The 16,813-nt window shown below is 38.7% G+C and carries 16 protein-coding genes; 9 read left to right on the forward strand and 7 right to left on the reverse strand.

Annotated features, from left to right (window positions below):
- Both MHI18_RS15015 and MHI18_RS15020 read left to right on the forward strand, forming a co-directional pair.
- Entirely contained in the window at positions 1-1,896 is a 1,896-nt protein-coding gene (locus MHI18_RS15015) for a PrkA family serine protein kinase (RefSeq protein ID WP_340848488.1), read from the forward strand.
- Positions 1,897-2,021: 125 nt separating this feature from the next.
- Positions 2,022-2,348, forward strand: coding sequence for an SCP2 sterol-binding domain-containing protein (locus MHI18_RS15020; protein WP_340848489.1), 327 nt, complete (start codon positions 2,022-2,024; stop codon positions 2,346-2,348).
- 47 nt (positions 2,349-2,395) lie between these two features.
- Here MHI18_RS15020 and MHI18_RS15025 read toward each other — a convergent pair whose 3' ends face one another.
- A complete protein-coding gene (locus MHI18_RS15025) occupies positions 2,396-2,611 on the reverse strand; it encodes a hypothetical protein (RefSeq protein ID WP_340848491.1) in 216 nt (71 codons plus the stop codon).
- Between the two features lie 176 nt (positions 2,612-2,787).
- Here MHI18_RS15025 and MHI18_RS15030 point away from each other — a divergent pair, with 176 nt between their 5' ends.
- Complete coding sequence (locus tag MHI18_RS15030) at positions 2,788-2,964, forward strand: hypothetical protein (protein ID WP_340848493.1); 177 nt, start codon at positions 2,788-2,790, stop codon at positions 2,962-2,964.
- A gap of 281 nt (positions 2,965-3,245) precedes the next feature.
- Entirely contained in the window at positions 3,246-4,412 is a 1,167-nt protein-coding gene (gene yhbH, locus MHI18_RS15035; protein WP_340848494.1) for a sporulation protein YhbH, read from the forward strand.
- 125 nt (positions 4,413-4,537) lie between these two features.
- Here yhbH and MHI18_RS15040 read toward each other — a convergent pair whose 3' ends face one another.
- Positions 4,538-5,716 (reverse strand): FtsW/RodA/SpoVE family cell cycle protein, encoded by a 1,179-nt coding sequence (locus tag MHI18_RS15040; RefSeq protein WP_340848495.1) that lies wholly within the window; start codon positions 5,714-5,716, stop codon positions 4,538-4,540.
- 143 nt (positions 5,717-5,859) lie between these two features.
- Between MHI18_RS15040 and MHI18_RS15045 the strand changes: the two genes are divergently transcribed.
- Positions 5,860-6,711, forward strand: a complete 852-nt coding sequence (locus MHI18_RS15045; protein ID WP_340848497.1) for a GNAT family N-acetyltransferase — start codon at positions 5,860-5,862, stop codon at positions 6,709-6,711.
- Positions 6,712-6,752: 41 nt separating this feature from the next.
- On the forward strand, positions 6,753-7,418 hold the full coding sequence (locus tag MHI18_RS15050) for an SOS response-associated peptidase (protein ID WP_340848498.1): 666 nt from the start codon (positions 6,753-6,755) through the stop codon (positions 7,416-7,418).
- Between the two features lie 5 nt (positions 7,419-7,423).
- Here MHI18_RS15050 and MHI18_RS15055 read toward each other — a convergent pair whose 3' ends face one another.
- Complete coding sequence (locus MHI18_RS15055) at positions 7,424-8,014, reverse strand: DNA-3-methyladenine glycosylase (protein ID WP_340850298.1); 591 nt, start codon at positions 8,012-8,014, stop codon at positions 7,424-7,426.
- Positions 8,015-8,290: 276 nt separating this feature from the next.
- Between MHI18_RS15055 and proC the strand changes: the two genes are divergently transcribed.
- The 3 genes from proC (at position 8,291) to MHI18_RS15070 (ending at position 11,798) form a co-directional block, all read left to right on the forward strand.
- The gene (gene proC, locus MHI18_RS15060) at positions 8,291-9,100 is read left to right on the forward strand and encodes a pyrroline-5-carboxylate reductase (protein WP_340848499.1); all 810 of its coding nucleotides are present in this window, start codon (positions 8,291-8,293) and stop codon (positions 9,098-9,100) included.
- A 139-nt stretch (positions 9,101-9,239) separates the two neighbouring features.
- Positions 9,240-10,625 carry an FAD-binding oxidoreductase gene (locus MHI18_RS15065; RefSeq protein ID WP_340848500.1) on the forward strand — a complete coding sequence of 462 codons (1,386 nt, stop codon included), beginning with the start codon at positions 9,240-9,242 and terminating at the stop codon, positions 10,623-10,625.
- Between the two features lie 18 nt (positions 10,626-10,643).
- Positions 10,644-11,798: a GNAT family N-acetyltransferase gene (locus MHI18_RS15070; protein WP_340848501.1), complete on the forward strand. Its 1,155-nt coding sequence runs from the start codon at positions 10,644-10,646 to the stop codon at positions 11,796-11,798.
- A gap of 52 nt (positions 11,799-11,850) precedes the next feature.
- Here MHI18_RS15070 and ald read toward each other — a convergent pair whose 3' ends face one another.
- From ald to MHI18_RS15090, 4 genes are all read right to left on the reverse strand, one after another.
- The gene (ald, locus tag MHI18_RS15075) at positions 11,851-12,984 is read right to left on the reverse strand and encodes an alanine dehydrogenase (RefSeq protein WP_340848502.1); all 1,134 of its coding nucleotides are present in this window, start codon (positions 12,982-12,984) and stop codon (positions 11,851-11,853) included.
- Between the two features lie 125 nt (positions 12,985-13,109).
- A complete protein-coding gene (locus tag MHI18_RS15080; RefSeq protein ID WP_340848503.1) occupies positions 13,110-13,940 on the reverse strand; it encodes an EcsC family protein in 831 nt (276 codons plus the stop codon).
- A gap of 27 nt (positions 13,941-13,967) precedes the next feature.
- Positions 13,968-15,221 (reverse strand): helix-turn-helix domain-containing protein, encoded by a 1,254-nt coding sequence (locus MHI18_RS15085; protein WP_340848504.1) that lies wholly within the window; start codon positions 15,219-15,221, stop codon positions 13,968-13,970.
- Between the two features lie 589 nt (positions 15,222-15,810).
- Complete coding sequence (locus MHI18_RS15090; RefSeq protein ID WP_340848506.1) at positions 15,811-16,809, reverse strand: inorganic phosphate transporter; 999 nt, start codon at positions 16,807-16,809, stop codon at positions 15,811-15,813.
- Between the last annotated feature and the right edge of the window lie 4 nt (positions 16,810-16,813).

The raw sequence follows: 16,813 nt of genomic DNA on the forward strand, positions 1-16,813 counted from the left end.
ATGGATATATTAAAAAAGATTGGCAGGTTTCGAGAAGAAGAGCAAAAGCTAAAATGGGAAGGTACCTTTGCAGAATATTTGGATATTATCCAAAAACAGCCGCTGGTTGCTCAGTCTGCACATTCACGTGTGTATAACATGATCAAAGATGCTGGAATTGAAGAGGTCAATGGCCATAAAAAATACAATTTTTTTAGTGGACAGCTGTTTGGATTGGAAGAATCATTAGAGCGTTTAGTTGAAGAATATTTCCATCCTGCGGCAAAACGTCTTGATGTTCGTAAACGGATTTTATTATTAATGGGACCGGTATCTGGAGGGAAATCAACTCTTGTTTCATTATTAAAACGGGGGTTAGAATCGTATACCCTTCAGAATCAGGGTGCCATTTATGCTATTAAAGGCTGCCCTATGCATGAGGACCCGCTTCATTTAATTCCGCATATACTTCGAGATGATTTCTTTGAAGAATATGGAATTCGAATTGAAGGGAATTTATCACCACTCAATTTAATGAGACTCGAAAAAGAGTTTGGAAATCGAATTGAGGATGTATTGGTTGAACGTATTTTCCTTTCTGAAGATAAACGGATTGGAATAGGTACATTTAGTCCTTCTGACCCTAAGTCTCAGGATATAGCCGATTTGACAGGAAGCATTGATTTCTCAACCATAGCCGAATTTGGTTCTGAATCAGATCCACGAGCTTATCGTTTTGATGGAGAGCTGAATAAAGCCAATCGTGGGATGATGGAGTTTCAGGAAATGCTGAAGTGTGATGAAAAGTTCCTCTGGCATTTATTGTCGCTAACGCAGGAAGGGAATTTTAAAGCTGGCCGATTTGCGTTAATTAGTGCAGATGAATTAATTGTTGCCCATACAAATGAAACTGAGTATAAATCATTTATTTCAAATAAGAAAAACGAAGCCCTTCATTCACGGATTATTGTTATGCCTGTTCCATATAATTTGAAGGTGACGGAAGAAGAAAAAATTTATGAGAAAATGATTCATGAAAGTGATGTTTCTGAGGTTCATATTGCCCCTCACACGTTAAGAGTAGCAGCAACTTTTAGTATTTTAACACGCTTAAAGGAACCTAAAAAGGGTGATATCGATTTAGTTAAGAAGCTCCGTCTCTATGATGGAGAAAATGTAGAAGGGTTCAATTCTTCTGATATTGCTGAATTGAAGAAGGAATACCAGGATGAGGGCATGAGTGGAATTGATCCACGTTATGTCATTAATCGAATTTCATCGACGATCATCCGAAAGGAAATTCCGTCAATCAATGCACTGGATGTATTATTATCTTTGAAGGATGGACTTGATCAGCATCCATCTATCAGTGCAGAATTACGTGATAAATACTTGAACCACATTTCCGTTGCCCGTAAGGAATATGATTCTATTGCGAAGAATGAAGTTCAAAAAGCATTCGTCTATTCGTATGAGGAATCGGCAAAAACAATGATGGATAATTATTTAGATAATGTTGAAGCATATTGCAATAAATCAAGATTACATGACCCGCTGACAGGAGAAGAACTTTCACCTGATGAAAAACTAATGCGTTCTATTGAAGAACAAATTGGCATTTCTGAGAATGCTAAAAAAGCATTTCGTGAGGAAATCTTAATTCGAATCTCTGCTTATGCCCGTAAAGGCAAACGGTTCGATTACAATTCCCACGATCGCCTTCGTGAAGCCATTCAAAAGAAATTGTTCGCTGATCTTAAGGATGTGGTTAAAATCACGACCTCAACTAAAACACCAGATGAACGACAGCTTAAGAAGGTTAATGAAGTAGTCGCACGTCTTATTGAGGAACATGGATACAACTCAACATCTGCCAATGATTTATTGAAATATGTTGGAAGTTTATTAAATCGCTGAGAAAAAAACCTGCCAGAATCCTGGCAGGTTTTTAGCTGTTAAGGAATTTAGATAGCTAAATAACTACCATCCTAAAGGTTATTTATGGTAATATTTTCTTATAAATCTTGTTTGGGGGTAATAGGATGAGTGTGGTAGCTGAATTACATGACTTAGCGAAAAAAATGAACGATAATCCTGTGCATATTCAAGATCAAAAGAATCGAGTATTTCAAGTGGAGTTAGATGAAAGCGGAACCATTCAAATGATTCTGCAAGATGGCCAGGTAGTAGTTGACGAAAATCCGAGCAAAGAGCCCGATGTTACGCTAAAACTCTCTGATAGTAATTTTTCAAAACTCCTAAAGGATGATTTGAATACTACACTTGCCTTCATGACTGGCAAGTTAAAGCTTGATGGTCAAATGGGTCTTGCCATGAAACTCCAAGAAATTTTAAAACAATACCAATAATAAAAAACAGTCCTTTTTTCGAAAAGGGCTGTTAAAGGAAGAACTCATTATTTTTCAGTTCGAACATGTAACCCATTTTGTTCGATTAATACCGTAATAAGCTGTGGTGAAATTTTTTCGGGATGATACTCAATTTTTATTTCGCCGTCATCGACATCAATCATGGCACGTTCTATTCCTTCAGTTTGCTGCAAGATTGTTTGGATATTTTGAATAGGACCGTCAGAGGTGGCTTCTTTCACATACATGGTTGTAGTAAGCATCGTTTTGGTTCCCCCTTTACTGGCTAGTATAGTTATCTATACCCACATATAGAAAAGGTATGTGTTGAAATGAGATAATATTTATTAGGAAAACAAGTCTAAACAGCTATGAATAATTGCCTTGAAATTGGTTAATTTATGGAAATAAAGGGTAGTGAGGAACAGAGGTGATTTTAATGAGTAAAAACGAAGAAGTCCCAGAAAATAGTTCGATGGCTCCAGATATGAAAGAAATGAAAAACCTCGGCAAACAAATGGAGAACTTGCGGACGAACGAGGAATTAAAAGAATGGGGAAAACGTCCAGGTACCGTACAGCATGAAGAAGTCGAAGAAATAGAAGAGAAAGAATGAGTCTCCTTAGCGGGGTCTTTTTTTTTTAGAAAAAACAACAACTGTTTAAAGGGGTAAATCATTATAAAAGCCTGTCCAACTAATCTAGTCGATCACCCATTCTTTAAATAAGTTGTAAATTATCTGAGGAGCTTGCATAAGATAGAGTATTACTTTCTTTAACAACACTGTTGATTACGCAAATAACTATGAGTCTTAATCCAGAAGGTCCATGTCACATTACCATATCGTATGCGGGATAAAAAGAAAGGTGCACACATTTTTTTTAGGGGGGAAAATGTATGACAGAAGAGAACGGTCATCAATTCGTGATATCACAGGAAAATTGGTCCCTCCATCGGAAAGGCTTTGACGATCAGCAGAGACATCAGGAAAAGGTACAAGAAGCAATCAAAAATAATCTGCCTGATTTGATTTCAGAAGAAAGTATAGTCATGTCCAATGGGCGTGATGTGGTGAAGATTCCAATTCGGTCATTAGATGAATATAAGATCCGGTATAATTACGACAAGAATAAACATGTTGGGCAAGGGGACGGCGATTCTGAGTTAGGGGATGTAGTAGCTAGAGACGGTAAACCTGAACAAGGTCCAGGCAAAGGGCCAGGTGCTGGCGATCAAGCTGGGGAAGACTATTATGAAGCAGAGGTATCGATGCTAGAAATAGAAGAAGCTCTCTTCAGCCAGTTGGAGCTGCCGAATCTGCAACATAAGGAACAAGCGGAACATACAATTGAACATATTGAATTCAATGACATTCGCAAAACAGGACTTATGGGGAATATCGATAAGAAAAAAACCATGATGTCTGCATTCAAACGAAATGCGATGAATGGTAATCCAAGTTTTCATCCTATTTATAAAGATGACTTTAAATTTAAGACTTGGAATGAAGTCGTAAAACCGGACTCAAAGGCAGTCGTACTAGCGATGATGGATACGTCAGGTTCAATGGGGTTATGGGAAAAATATATGGCACGTAGTTTTTTCTTTTGGATGAATCGTTTTTTACGTACTAAATATGAAACTGTTGAAATTGAATTTATTGCACATCATACAGAAGCGAAAATTGTTCCGGAAGAAGAATTCTTTACTAAAGGTGAGAGCGGGGGCACCATCTGCTCATCAGTATATCGCAAAGCCCTAGAAGTTATTGACTATAAATATGACCCAGCTAAATTTAACATCTATCCGTTCCATTTTTCTGATGGGGATAATCTAACATCCGATAATGCACGCTGCGTTAAATTAGTTGAAGAATTGATGAAGGTCTCTAATATGTTTGGATATGGAGAGGTAAATCAGTATAATCGACATTCTACCTTAATGACAGCCTATAAAAATATTAACAACGAAAAATTTCGTTACTTTATTTTAAAACAAAAGTCTGATGTATTTCATGCGATGATGAGCTTTTTCCAGAATGATAATCAAAAAAAATATGCTTGAAAAAACCAGCTGTGAAAGCTGGTTTTTCTTTTGGCCAAAGGGCTGAAAGAAGATCAGACAAAAGGAAAATGGGTTCTGCATAAAAACAGCAGCGACCCCTCGTGGGCAGCTGCTATTGTTCTGTTTTATAAATCACGCGTCGAGTCTTGTTCAAACATATATTTTTTCGTTTTCGCAGATATGTTTAGAATCAAACTTAACGCAATTAATGTACCCAAAATGGAACTTCCTCCATAGCTGAGCAGCGGAAGCGGAATGCCGGTAATGGGTACGAGTCCCATTACCATACCGATGTTTTCGAAAATATGGAAGGTAAGCATGGAGACGACTCCGGCAGCAATAAGATTCTCATAAGAACCTTTATTGAGCAGGGCAATGGCTACAATTCGGTAGATTAAAATAAAATATAGGGTTATGACTACACTTCCACCAAGAAATCCATATTCTTCACCAATGGTGGTAAAGATAAAGTCTGAATGCGCCTCAGGAATATATACTTGCCCGCTATAATAGCCTTTTCCATACATCGTTCCTGATCCGATAGCAAGAATAGATTGTGAAAGTTGATAACCGATATCACCCTTATATTGAAAGGGATCAAGCCAAGAATGAATCCTATCTAATTGGTAGGTATCTAGAAAAATCAATAAAAGGTCCGGTGCTTTTGTATAAATCAGGACAAGAACCCCTAGTATAGATGAACCCATTACCCCTAATAAGCCAACGATTTTCCAGCTGATACCCGACAAAAATAACATACCAATCAATATAACGATAATGACCATTCCGGTACCAGCATCAGGCTGCAATAAAATTAAACCTAAAGGAATCGCCGTTGCAGAAAATACTTTAAAAATTAACCGAAAATCAGTTTTCAGTGAACGATCTACGTATTTCTTATTGTGATCAACGATGATTTTTGCTAAAAAGATAATTAAAAAGATTTTCATAAACTCTGAAGGTTGAATAGAACCAAACCCAGGGACTGAAAACCACGATTTAGCGCCCTTTATTTTTCGAGCAATGCTTTCAGGTGACAAGTGGAGTGTAATTAAAACGAGTATCCCAAATATATAGGAAAACAGAGAAATCTTTTTGATTTGTTCGAAATCCAGTACGTATACACAAGCTGATAAAACAATCCCAATGAAATACCAGCGAACTTGTTTGAATGCGTAATGATTTGGTGGATCAGGGAGGTATTTTTCTGAACTATATATAGAAAAACAACTAATAATCATGAATAAGAAAATGATAAATAATAAGTTTGTATCAAAATGATTTTTTCGATATGCATCTCTCATTTGGACAACTCCAGACGTAACTTAAACAATATTCTTATTATAGCAAAAGAACCCATATAGTATCTATTAATTTACAAATTTGGGTATCAAGTACTTATTTTTGGTATGATTGACTTGAAAAATTGTTCAGGGAGGGCATCGTAATGAATATTGAAGAGTTGTCGGCCTTTATTGCAGAAGTAAATAGTCAACCAAAGAACCATACCGGCTATTGTGGAAGTGACAGGAAAGAAATTCAAAAAACACTTGAGGAAGACTTTTCTGATCTTGAGCTTGAAGATTCTTTTATCGTTTTGTCCGAGAACAATCAACTAATCGCTGCGCTTGGTTTTGATATCGATAGTAAAAAACAATCGGCAGAAATCTGGGGTCCATTCATTTTAAACTCATGTCACTGGAGCGAACAGACGAATATGCTTTGGAATGAATTTATGAATAAGATGGAAAGTAGAGAAATAGGTACGTACTTTGCTTTTTATCATGAAGAGAATAAAAAAGGAATTAGATGGATGGAATCTCTAAAAGCGATGGAAACTGGCAAGCATCAAATCTTAGTCAGCAAAACAGAAGGAACGAATGGCGAGATTCTTGAAGAAATTTCGCCTCCATATTATGAAGAAGTCATTAAACTGCACGACGAGTTGTTTCCAGAAACTTATCTTACAGGTGCGGATATGATTTGCGAGTTAAGTGAAGAGAAGCGGCTTTTAATTGTCCCAGATGGTGAGCAGTCTATTCAGGGATATGTATTCCTTGAGGGAGACTGTGTGTTTCAAGAAGGAAACCTTGAATTTATTGCCGTGGCAAGGGAGCATCGAAAAAAAGGCTTAGGAAAAAAACTCGTACAGGCAGGCCTAACTTATTTGTATGAAAACATGAATGTAACCGAGGTTTCTTTATGTGTTAATGAAAATAATGCTGCGGCAATTAATCTTTATAAAAAATCAGGTTTTCATGAAGAAATGAAGCTGGTTTCATTCAAGGTTAGTGTGTAACAGGCTGATTAGCGGGGGAAAGTAAGAAGGAGGTGAAGAATATGTGTGGAAGGTATAATTTGTTTTCCGAAATGCAGGCCATTGCTGAACGTTTTCAAGCAATTGAGCAGGAGGAATTATTGGATGAACCGCGTTATAATATTGCTCCTGGTCAAAACATAACAGTGGTAATATCAGAAGAAAATAAACGTAAGTTGACCGCACTTCGGTGGGGATTAATTCCAAACTGGGCTAAGGATCCTAAAATAGGCTATAAAATGATTAATGCACGAGCGGAGACTATTGATGTAAAGCCTACTTTTAAGGGGTTGTTGAAGCGAAAGCGCTGCTTAATTACAGCTGATGGATTTTATGAATGGAAAAAAGAAAATAAGCAAAAGCAGCCGTATCACATTCATTTGAGTAATAAAGAGCCATTTGCTTTTGCAGGCTTATATGATGAGTGGGAGAATGGGGCGGAAATTATTCGGACGTGCACGATTATCACTACAGAGGCAAATGAACTAATGGCAGAGATTCATGACCGCATGCCCGTCATTTTAACCCGGGAAAATGAGAAAGTTTGGCTTGACGGTGAGATTACGGAAACAGCTGAATTAAAACGTGTATTGGTATCATACGAAGCAGCGTTCATGAATGCCTATCCAATAAGCTCTTTTGTAAACAACGCAAGGAATGAGGGAAAGGAAATACTTAATTCTTTATAATCAACTCAACGCGAAACAAAAGGATTGCCTGTAATCCAATATCGCCAAGGATAGGCAACGGCTTCTCCTGAATTACCAATGCCTATCCGCGGCCCGCATTGAATAGATTCTGGTTTATTGCCTGGAGCGATATAGAGCGGGGGCTCTGTAAAAGTTCCACCATAGTCATCCATGGTAATCCCAAGTGCCTTGGTTAATTTACCTGGTCCGCTTGTTAGCTTTCCCAGATCGGGTAATCCTCGTCGTTCATGCATAAGCGGAATTCCACTGAATGGCTCGACTGCACGTATTAAAATGGCCTCTGGAACATCTTCCACACTACTTACGACATTTACCAATGTATGTGTGTGCATCTTATACGTATAAATGAGACCTGCTTTTCCAAACATAATTTCTGTCCGCTTAGTCCTTCGGTTTCCGAAGCTATGGGCAGCACGATCTAAAGGTCCCTTATAAGCTTCCGTTTCAACAATGTATCCGGATGCAGTGCCTTCTGGCGTGGTCTTGATCAACAGACAGCCGAGTAACTCCTGTGCTAGTTCGAGCGTAGGCAGCTGAAAGAAATCCTCAGGCAATGGTGCTGGTAAATCGTTTATCAAGGTGCTTCCTCCTCTTGTACAAGTTCTTCTTTTAAAATTCCCCAAGTGCAGTCGTTAAAAACATCGAAAAGAAGAATGAGTGAAAAGGTCCAATATGTTGTCTCTATGATGAGGGAACGCAGACGGGAATAATGTACAAATCGTAGTTGAAAACAAGAGAATACCACTGGACCTTGTTTATTTTTAAACAGTTAATAAAATTATACATTCGGTTTTTTCCTTACTTTTATATATAATGACAAAGACGTCAAGAACATATGGGAAGTGGATTAAATGGAGAAGAATATTGGATTCATTGGTGGAGGAAGAATGGCTCAAGCCATGATTGAAGGGATGATCGGAGAAAGAATCGTCTTGCCTGAGCAAATCAAAGCAAGTACGGCTACAGAAGGATCACTCACGAAGTTAATTGATACATATCATATTTTAGGATCGCTAGACAATCAGGAAGTAGCAAGCTTTGCCGATTATCTTTTCTTAGCGGTACACCCTTCGCTCTATCCTGCCGTGATCGAGCAGATAAAAAATACGGTAAAAACAGACGTAATCATCATTACGATTGCTGCTGGCATCAGTATCAAGCAAGTTGAAACATCGTTTGGCAGGAAGATAAAGGTCATTAGAACGATGCCGAATACTCCTTCCCTTGTTGGAGAGGGAATGACTGCACTGAGTCCAAATTCAATCGTTAATGAAAAAGATTTAGCTGAGGTGCTTGAATTATTAAACAGCTTTGGAAAGACGCAAGTGTTTCAAGAACAGTCGATGGATGCTGTTCCGGCAATTAGTGGATCATCGCCTGCCTATGTATATATGTTCATCGAGGCTTTGGCTGATGGCGGTGTTAGAGATGGTATTCCTCGAAAAGACGCATATAAAATGGCCGCGCAGGCTGTGTTAGGTGCAGCTAAGATGGTACTTGAAACAGGTAAGCATCCTGGAGCTTTGAAGGACGATGTATGTACGCCAGGAGGTTCTACAATCGAAGCAGTGGCTGCGCTTGAATCGTCTGGTTTTAGGAAGTCCATATTAGACGCAATGAAAGCTTGTACAGATAAGAATAAAGAGATGGGAAATAAATAATGTGCCTTCCATTAAGCTGATGAGAAATTCTCGTCGGCTTTTTTGCTATTATGAAGGGTTATAAATTTTGATTTATTTTAATTTTCTTTTAATTAAGGTAAGATGATAATAGAGATTAATAGAGAAGGGTGGAACCAAGATGATTTCGTATACAAATGAGTTAAAGCGCTTACTTAGTGAGGATAGAGTAACGATCAATGAAACGGTTCTAGAACAGCATAGCCGGGATGAATCGTATCACCAGCCTAGTCTTCCTGATGTGGTCATATTTCCGAAATCAGCTGAAGAAGTCAGCGCTGTGTTAAAGTTTGCGAACGAGAACGATATACCGGTTATTGCTTTTGGACTAGGTTCTAGTCTTGAAGGCCATGTTATTCCGCAACGCGGCGGTATTTCAATGGATACCTCATTAATGAATTCTATACTTGAAATAAGAGAACGGGATTTTCTTGTCAAAGTTCAACCGGGAGTTACACGGTCACAACTTAATAAAGAATTAAAGAAATATGGTTTGTTCTTTTCCGTTGATCCAGGAGCAGATGCAACGTTGGGCGGAATGGCCGCAACCAATGCAAGCGGTACGACGTCAGTGAGATACGGAATAATGCGGGATAATGTCAGGGACCTAGAGGTTGTCCTGGCTAACGGTGATATCATTCATACAGGTAGTTTAGCAACAAAGTCTTCATCAGGACTACATTTAAATGGTTTATTTATAGGATCTGAAGGCACACTTGGTGTATTTACTGAATTAACGCTGAAAGTATATGGGATACCTGAAGTCACTATGGCAGGCAGAGCTACGTTTCCTTCCGTAGAACAAGCCGTAGAGGCGGTTAATGGCATTATGCTGGCTGGTATCCCCATTGCTAGAATAGAATTGGTAGATGCCCTTTCTATTAAACAAGTGAATCGGTCAATTAATACATCCTTTGAAGAGAAACCAACATTATTTTTAGAGTTTCATGGAAATGAAGCTGGTCTCAATCAAGATGTAGCGTTTGCCCGCGAAATCGTTGCCGATCAAGGATGTAAGGATATTCAGTTTGAAACGGATTCTATTGCTAGGAGTGAATTATGGAGCGCGCGGCATAATCTAGCGTATTCGTTCATTCATTCGTCTCCAGGTAAGAAATTAATGGTGACAGATGCGAGTGTACCGTTGGATCGTTTAACAGAAGCCATTCTTGATACCCGAAAAAAAGTGGATGCTTCGAGTATTGAGGGCGCTATTGTTGGTCATGTCGGTGATGGGAATTATCATGTTATGTTCATGATTGATTTGAAAAATCCTGAGGAAGTTTCTGAAGCAAAACGTTTAAATGAGGAAATTGTTACTTATGCACTAAATGCAGGCGGTACTTGTACAGGCGAGCACGGTGTCGGCATAGGGAAGGCTAAGTATCAGCGCCTTGAGCATGGAAAAGCCTATGATGTGATGGCGGGTATTAAGAATACACTCGATCCAAAAGGAATTCTCAATCCAGGAAAAATATTTACAGAGGAAACGTTAATTACACAATAACGTTATGGGGTGAAGTAGATGAAGGTTATTGAGTTGCCAGAGAGTTATCATCGAGAAGCTGTTCGATTATCAGAATATGCGTTTCAATATCAGGTCTCTGAAGAAAGGTTAGAAAACACCTTGCAAAAAATGAAGGACTTTCAACAAGTATTAGGTATTCTGGATGAAGAAAAGCTCGCTGCGAAACTTCAACTACTGCCCCTGAACATTAACATAGGAGATAAGCGTTTTAAGATGGGGGGCATTGCGGGTGTTGCTACTTATCCTGAGTATCGGAGAAATGGCTATGTGAAGGATTTACTTCATCATACTTTAATCATGTTGAGGGAAAAAGGCTTCAGTATCTCAATGCTGCATCCTTTTTCTGTTCCTTTTTACCGCAAGTATGGATGGGAATTATTTTGTGATCGTCTTGTATGTGAGATAGATAGTGAAAATCTAATCATGCAGGAACGAGTATATGGACGAATAAAACGATGTACGAAAGAGTCCCATAATGGAGATATTGAGGACATTTATCAACAATATGCCTCTTCGTTCAGCGGCATGCTCGTCCGGGACGCTAACTGGTGGTCATACTCCGTTTATCGGGATTATCTTGGGGCTGTTTACTATGATCCAATGCATAGGCCAACAGGATATATTCTGTACAAAATAAAAGATGGAGAAATGACGGTCGCTGAGTTCGTCCCATTGAATGCTGAAGCAAGAAAGGGATTGTGGAATTTTATTAGTCAGCATGATTCGATGATTACCAAGCTCACGATTACTACCCATAAGGATGATTCATTGTTTTATACGCTTAAAGAACCGAGGGTAAAGGCAAAAGTGACACCCTATTTTATGGTTCGTATCGTTGATGCAGAGAAATTTATTAAACAGTATCCTTTTAACTGGAGCAGTAGTGGAGAAACGGTGACTTTGACGATTACTGATAGTTTTGCTTCATGGAATAATAAAACCTTTATCCTGAAAAATAAACAGATCCAAACAATAGAGAAAAGAGATACTGGAATAGAAATGACGATCAATGAGCTATCTGCCATCCTATTCGGCTACAAAAAGATTGAAACGCTTTACAAGTTAGAGCAAGTAAAGGGGAATGAACAGGAGATTCATTCTTTCTCCGCAATCATCCCAGAACAGATGCCATTCTTTTACGATTTTTTTTAATAAAAAGCAACAATACAAAAAAGTGCTGATTTAAAATCAGCACTTTTTTTGTTTAAACATTAATATTTTCGTTATCAAGTGCTTCTTCAACGCTGACATAGTCATAGCCTAAGTCGTCCGCTACCGCTTTAAAGGTGATGCTACCTTTAGCCACGTTAACTCCCTTGGCAAGGGCTGGATTAGATAGAATTGCTTTAACAGCACCTTTATTAGCTATCTGAAGAGCGTAGGGAACGGTCACATTTGTTAATGCAAGAGTAGCAGTTTGTGGAACAGCTCCAGGCATATTAGCAACTGCGTAATGCACGACACCATGCTTTTCATATGTGGGATTATCATGCGTTGTTATGTGATCAACAGATTCAAAGATACCACCTTGGTCAATAGCTACATCAATAATAACGGAGCCGGGCGACATGGCTACTACCATTTCATCCGTAATTAGTTTTGGTGCCTTTGCACCTGGTATTAATACGGCACCGATGACAAGATCCGATTCAGCTACAGCGTGTGCAAGATTATAAGGATTAGAAATCAAGGTTGTTAGTTGGTTGCCAAAAATGTCATCTAATTGACGAAGGCGGTCAGGGTTTAAATCAAGAATAGTCACGTCAGCTCCAAGACCAATGGCAATTTTGGCTGCGTTCGTACCAACTACGCCGCCGCCGATTACTGCGACTTTCCCCCGTTTAACACCTGGTACTCCGCTTAATAAAATCCCTTTTCCACCCTTAGGTTTCTCTAAAAACTGAGCGCCGATTTGAGCCGCCATTCTGCCGGCAATTTCACTCATTGGTGTTAATAAAGGAAGCGTTCCATTTACTGATACGGTTTCATAGGCAATGGCTAAGACTCCACTGTCTTTTAGAGCTTTTGTTAAAGTAGAATCAGCTGCTAAGTGGAGATAGGTGAATAAGATTAAATCTTTACGAAAATATTGATATTCTTCGGGAATGGGTTCTTTTACCTTCATAATCATTTCAGAGCTTTCCCATACACTGCGCGCATCTTCTACTATTAAAGCACCTGCTGTCATGTAACCATCATTAGTAAAATTACTTCCTGTGCCTGCATCTTTTTCAATAAATACTTCATGTCCCGCTTTGACTAAGGCAACCACTCCAGCAGGAGTAATCGCAACTCGATTTTCATTATTTTTTATTTCCTTTGGAATTCCAATACGCATATAAATAATCCCCCTCAAATAATCCCTTTGTATTAAAGTATACCCGTTAATGAATCACCAACGTTTGTGGTAATCAGAAAATTCAAAAAGGAGTATTTGTGAGATTTCACAAATACTCCTTAAGTTTAAGGTTTAAAAGCATTATTTACTTGTTGTAGCTCCTGGATTTTTTCATAGATACGGCGTTTTCGGTAAAGCATCGTTCCGGCGTCTGCAATATCAGAAATCATGCCGCGATTAGTAATGGCTCCAAAGACCATACCTGCAATTGGTACCATTTGAAATAGTTTTTTTATTCCAAAGTGATCACGATAGGTATAGACAACTTCACGCCAACCCTGAATCTGAGAAATCATTTCCTTTTTACCAGCCGGCTTGTCTTGGTAAAAGGAATTAAGATCATCTAAAATGGTTTTTTTACCTACTATATCTGACGTGGCAAATTGGAGGCACTTTACAATAAATATTCGTTCATCACGGTCTCGTGGATTATATCCATATGTCAGGGCAAGATCTTGAAGGGTTTTCAGCGACATACCAAGTAAGATTGGGATGTCGATAGCAAGTGTGAAAAGACCGCCAAAACCGGTTGTTGCTCCTTGAGCGGTTGCTGCTCTGCTCTCGGATTGTTTAATGTCTTCACTTACTTGATCCATGATTTTCAGGGGCAAGGAGCTGACATCTTCAAGAGTAAGTTCTTTTTGTTCCGGCAGTTCATTGCTTAACTTATTGAGAATCGTCTGTTCACGAGTTAAGTATTGGCCTCCTGTTTGAATAAAGCTTCCTATGCCGTCTAATAGCGACCCAATCTTCGTTTGGATAAATGTCGGAGTTAGTTTATCCAACACTTTAAAAGGAAGGCGTCCTAACCGTTCCCAGAACCAAAGACTATTCTGGTCTTTTTCCCACTTTTCAATCTTAGTTAATTCCAATCGTAGATATTCTTCTGACTCCATGAATTCGCATCCTTTCTTGTCCTAAGTCTAGCTTTTACTCTGATATTCACGGTATTCCCTTAATTTTAATTCAAGAAACAATGCTGTTTTTTGGATAATGTCTTTTAAATTGACTTCACCAACTTCAGTGATGCGCTTTAATCGATAGTTAAGTGTATTAACATGAATATGCAGATGGCGAGCCGCATCATTTTGGCTGCAATCTTTTTCTAAGTAAACCTTTAATGTATGCAGTAAATCAGATTGATGTTTCTGGTCATAGCGTGCCAATTTTGTTAGTGTATGATGTTCGCGGCGGCGAGGGGATCCAGAATCAATCGCCTCAAGACTTTGAAATACGCCTAAACCATCATAGGTAATGATAGGTCCTGTCTCTTCAGGGAAAATCGATTTGATTTTCAAGGTATAAAGGGCTTCCTCGTAACTGTAACGCCCATCTAACAAGGAGGTTAAGCTATTTCCAGAAGCACCATTTATAGTAGAAACTTCAAATCGATTTTTCATTTCAGAAATAAAGGTGGGAATAAATGTTTTAAATGATATCGTTAGTTCTTCATCAGTTTCTGAACCTGCGAGTACAATTAATTTATTTTGATCGATCGTAGTAAGCAGGATATTTATTTTTTGAGTAACGGTAAGCATGTAGGAGATATTACGCTCAATACTTCCGCTAATTTCTTCAGCAAATTCAAATACACCAATCGCACATACAGCAGGCAAATGGATAGAAAAACGTTTGAGATGCTCCTTAATATCTGTCTCTTTTTGATAATGACCGGTTAATAACCGCCAGAGAAACTCCTGAGTTCCTGCTTCTCTCTGTTTCTTTTTTAATTGCAGCTGCTGCAGTTGATTTTTGGCTTCCTTAGCAGCAAGCTGTAAAAAGGCTAAATCTTCATCGGTAAACGGCTTTTTACCTTCAAGAGCCCAGATAAAACCAAGCACTTCATTGTTTTTTCGAATCGAAACAGCGGCTCGGTTGCCGAGTCCAACATTTTCGATTGCTTCCACTTTAATCGGGGTGTTATCCTCCAAAAGGGAAGGAATAATTCCTGCTTTCCAGAGACTGTTAACAACTTTCTCTGGGACCCGGCGGCCGATAATAGTTGATATTCTAGCCTGATCAGTTGTGTCGTCATGCATACTATAAGCAAGCAGTCGATGGTTTCCGTCTTCAATGGTGACTGGACCACCGACAATACTGCTGATTCGATCTGAAAATTCCATCAGATCTCCATAAATCCCCTTAAACAAATCTCTATTTAGGTTTTCACTCGGCATAGGCATTCCCCTTATTAAACGGCTATACTAAAAATAGTAAGCTATTTTGGAAGAAATAGCATGTTTTACTGCTTTGTAATAGACAAAAAAACCCTTTCCGAAATGGAAAGGGTTTCAGTTTGTCGAAAAAAGGAGATTGGGATTAAAAAATTCCGAATCCCTTTTGAAATACTTGGGCATCTACCTCTGAATACCTATCTTTCACCAAGTCATAAATGAAGGGAAGTCAATGGCCGCCTCCATTTTACGAATCCAATGGTCTGTGGCTCAAGTTGATCTAACCTAACATTTCAAGTAGATCTCGCTGACTAGAATCATGTTTAGAAAGCATCTTTATCCCCTCAAGTTTTAATTCTTTTATTTTCAAACAAAGTTGATTAGAACGGAAGGTACGAGACTCCTGCGGGAAAAGCGTGTCTAGGGGAGATCCCGAAGGCGATAGGAGGCTCCCCGACCGCCCGCGGAAAGCGAGTGCCTGAAGTAAAAATCAACGTTCAAGTTATACAAGTCATAAAAAAATAGACAAACTCAGTTTTCACCCGAGTTTATCTACAGTCTGAAACCCTTTCCTAAACGGAAAGGGTTTTTCTTAGAAAATAAAATTTAATATATAGTAGATTAAACCAGCAACGGTTGCGGAAATAGGAAGTGTGATAAACCACGTAATAATCATTCTTTGCGCAGTTCCCCATTTTACACCTTTAATTCTGTGGGCAGAACCTACACCTAGAATCGAAGATGAAATGACATGAGTTGTACTTACTGGTAAGTGAATCAACGTTGCTCCAAAGATAATCGCAGCTCCTGTTAAATCAGCTGCAACTCCATTGATTGGACGGATTTTCATGATCTTTCCGCCAACGGTTTTAATGATTTTCCAGCCGCCGATTGATGTTCCAAGTCCCATTGCTAATGCACAGGAAACTTGTACCCAAAGCTGTATATCGGTACTCTCTGTATATCCATTGGCAATCAATGCAAGGGTGATGATACCCATTGCTTTTTGAGCGTCATTCGTTCCATGTGCATAGGATTGAACAGCTGCTGTTAGAATTTGAATTCTGCGGAACTGTTTATTCGTTTTGGTTAAGTTGTTATTTTTAAAGACAATTTTAATAATGGTGTAAACGAGATAACCGACCCCAAACGCTAAGATTGGAGAAAGAATAAGAGCTTCAATGATCTTAAGGAAACCAGTCCATTTAATTGAAGAAAATCCAGCAGCAGCAATCGCAGCTCCGGCAATTGAACCGATTAGTGCATGCGATGAACTACTTGGTATGCCGAAATACCAGGTAACTAAATTCCAGATAATCGCTGAAATTAAGGCAGCCATTATGACAATGGATCCGTTAGGCAATGTAAATGGATCGACAATATCCTTCGTAATCGTCTTGGCAACACCTGTAAAAGTCATTGCTCCAACAAAGTTCATCACAGCGGCTAATATAATAGCGTGACGAGGTTTTAATGCCTTTGTTGAAACAGAAGTAGCTATGGCATTTGCCGTATCATGAAAACCATTTATAAAGTCAAAAGCGAGTGCAAAAAATACGATTAAAATCGTTATTATAAGTAAAGTATCCATTCTT

This window comes from Peribacillus sp. FSL H8-0477 (genome assembly GCF_038002765.1).
GTDB lineage: Bacteria > Bacillota > Bacilli > Bacillales > DSM-1321 > Peribacillus.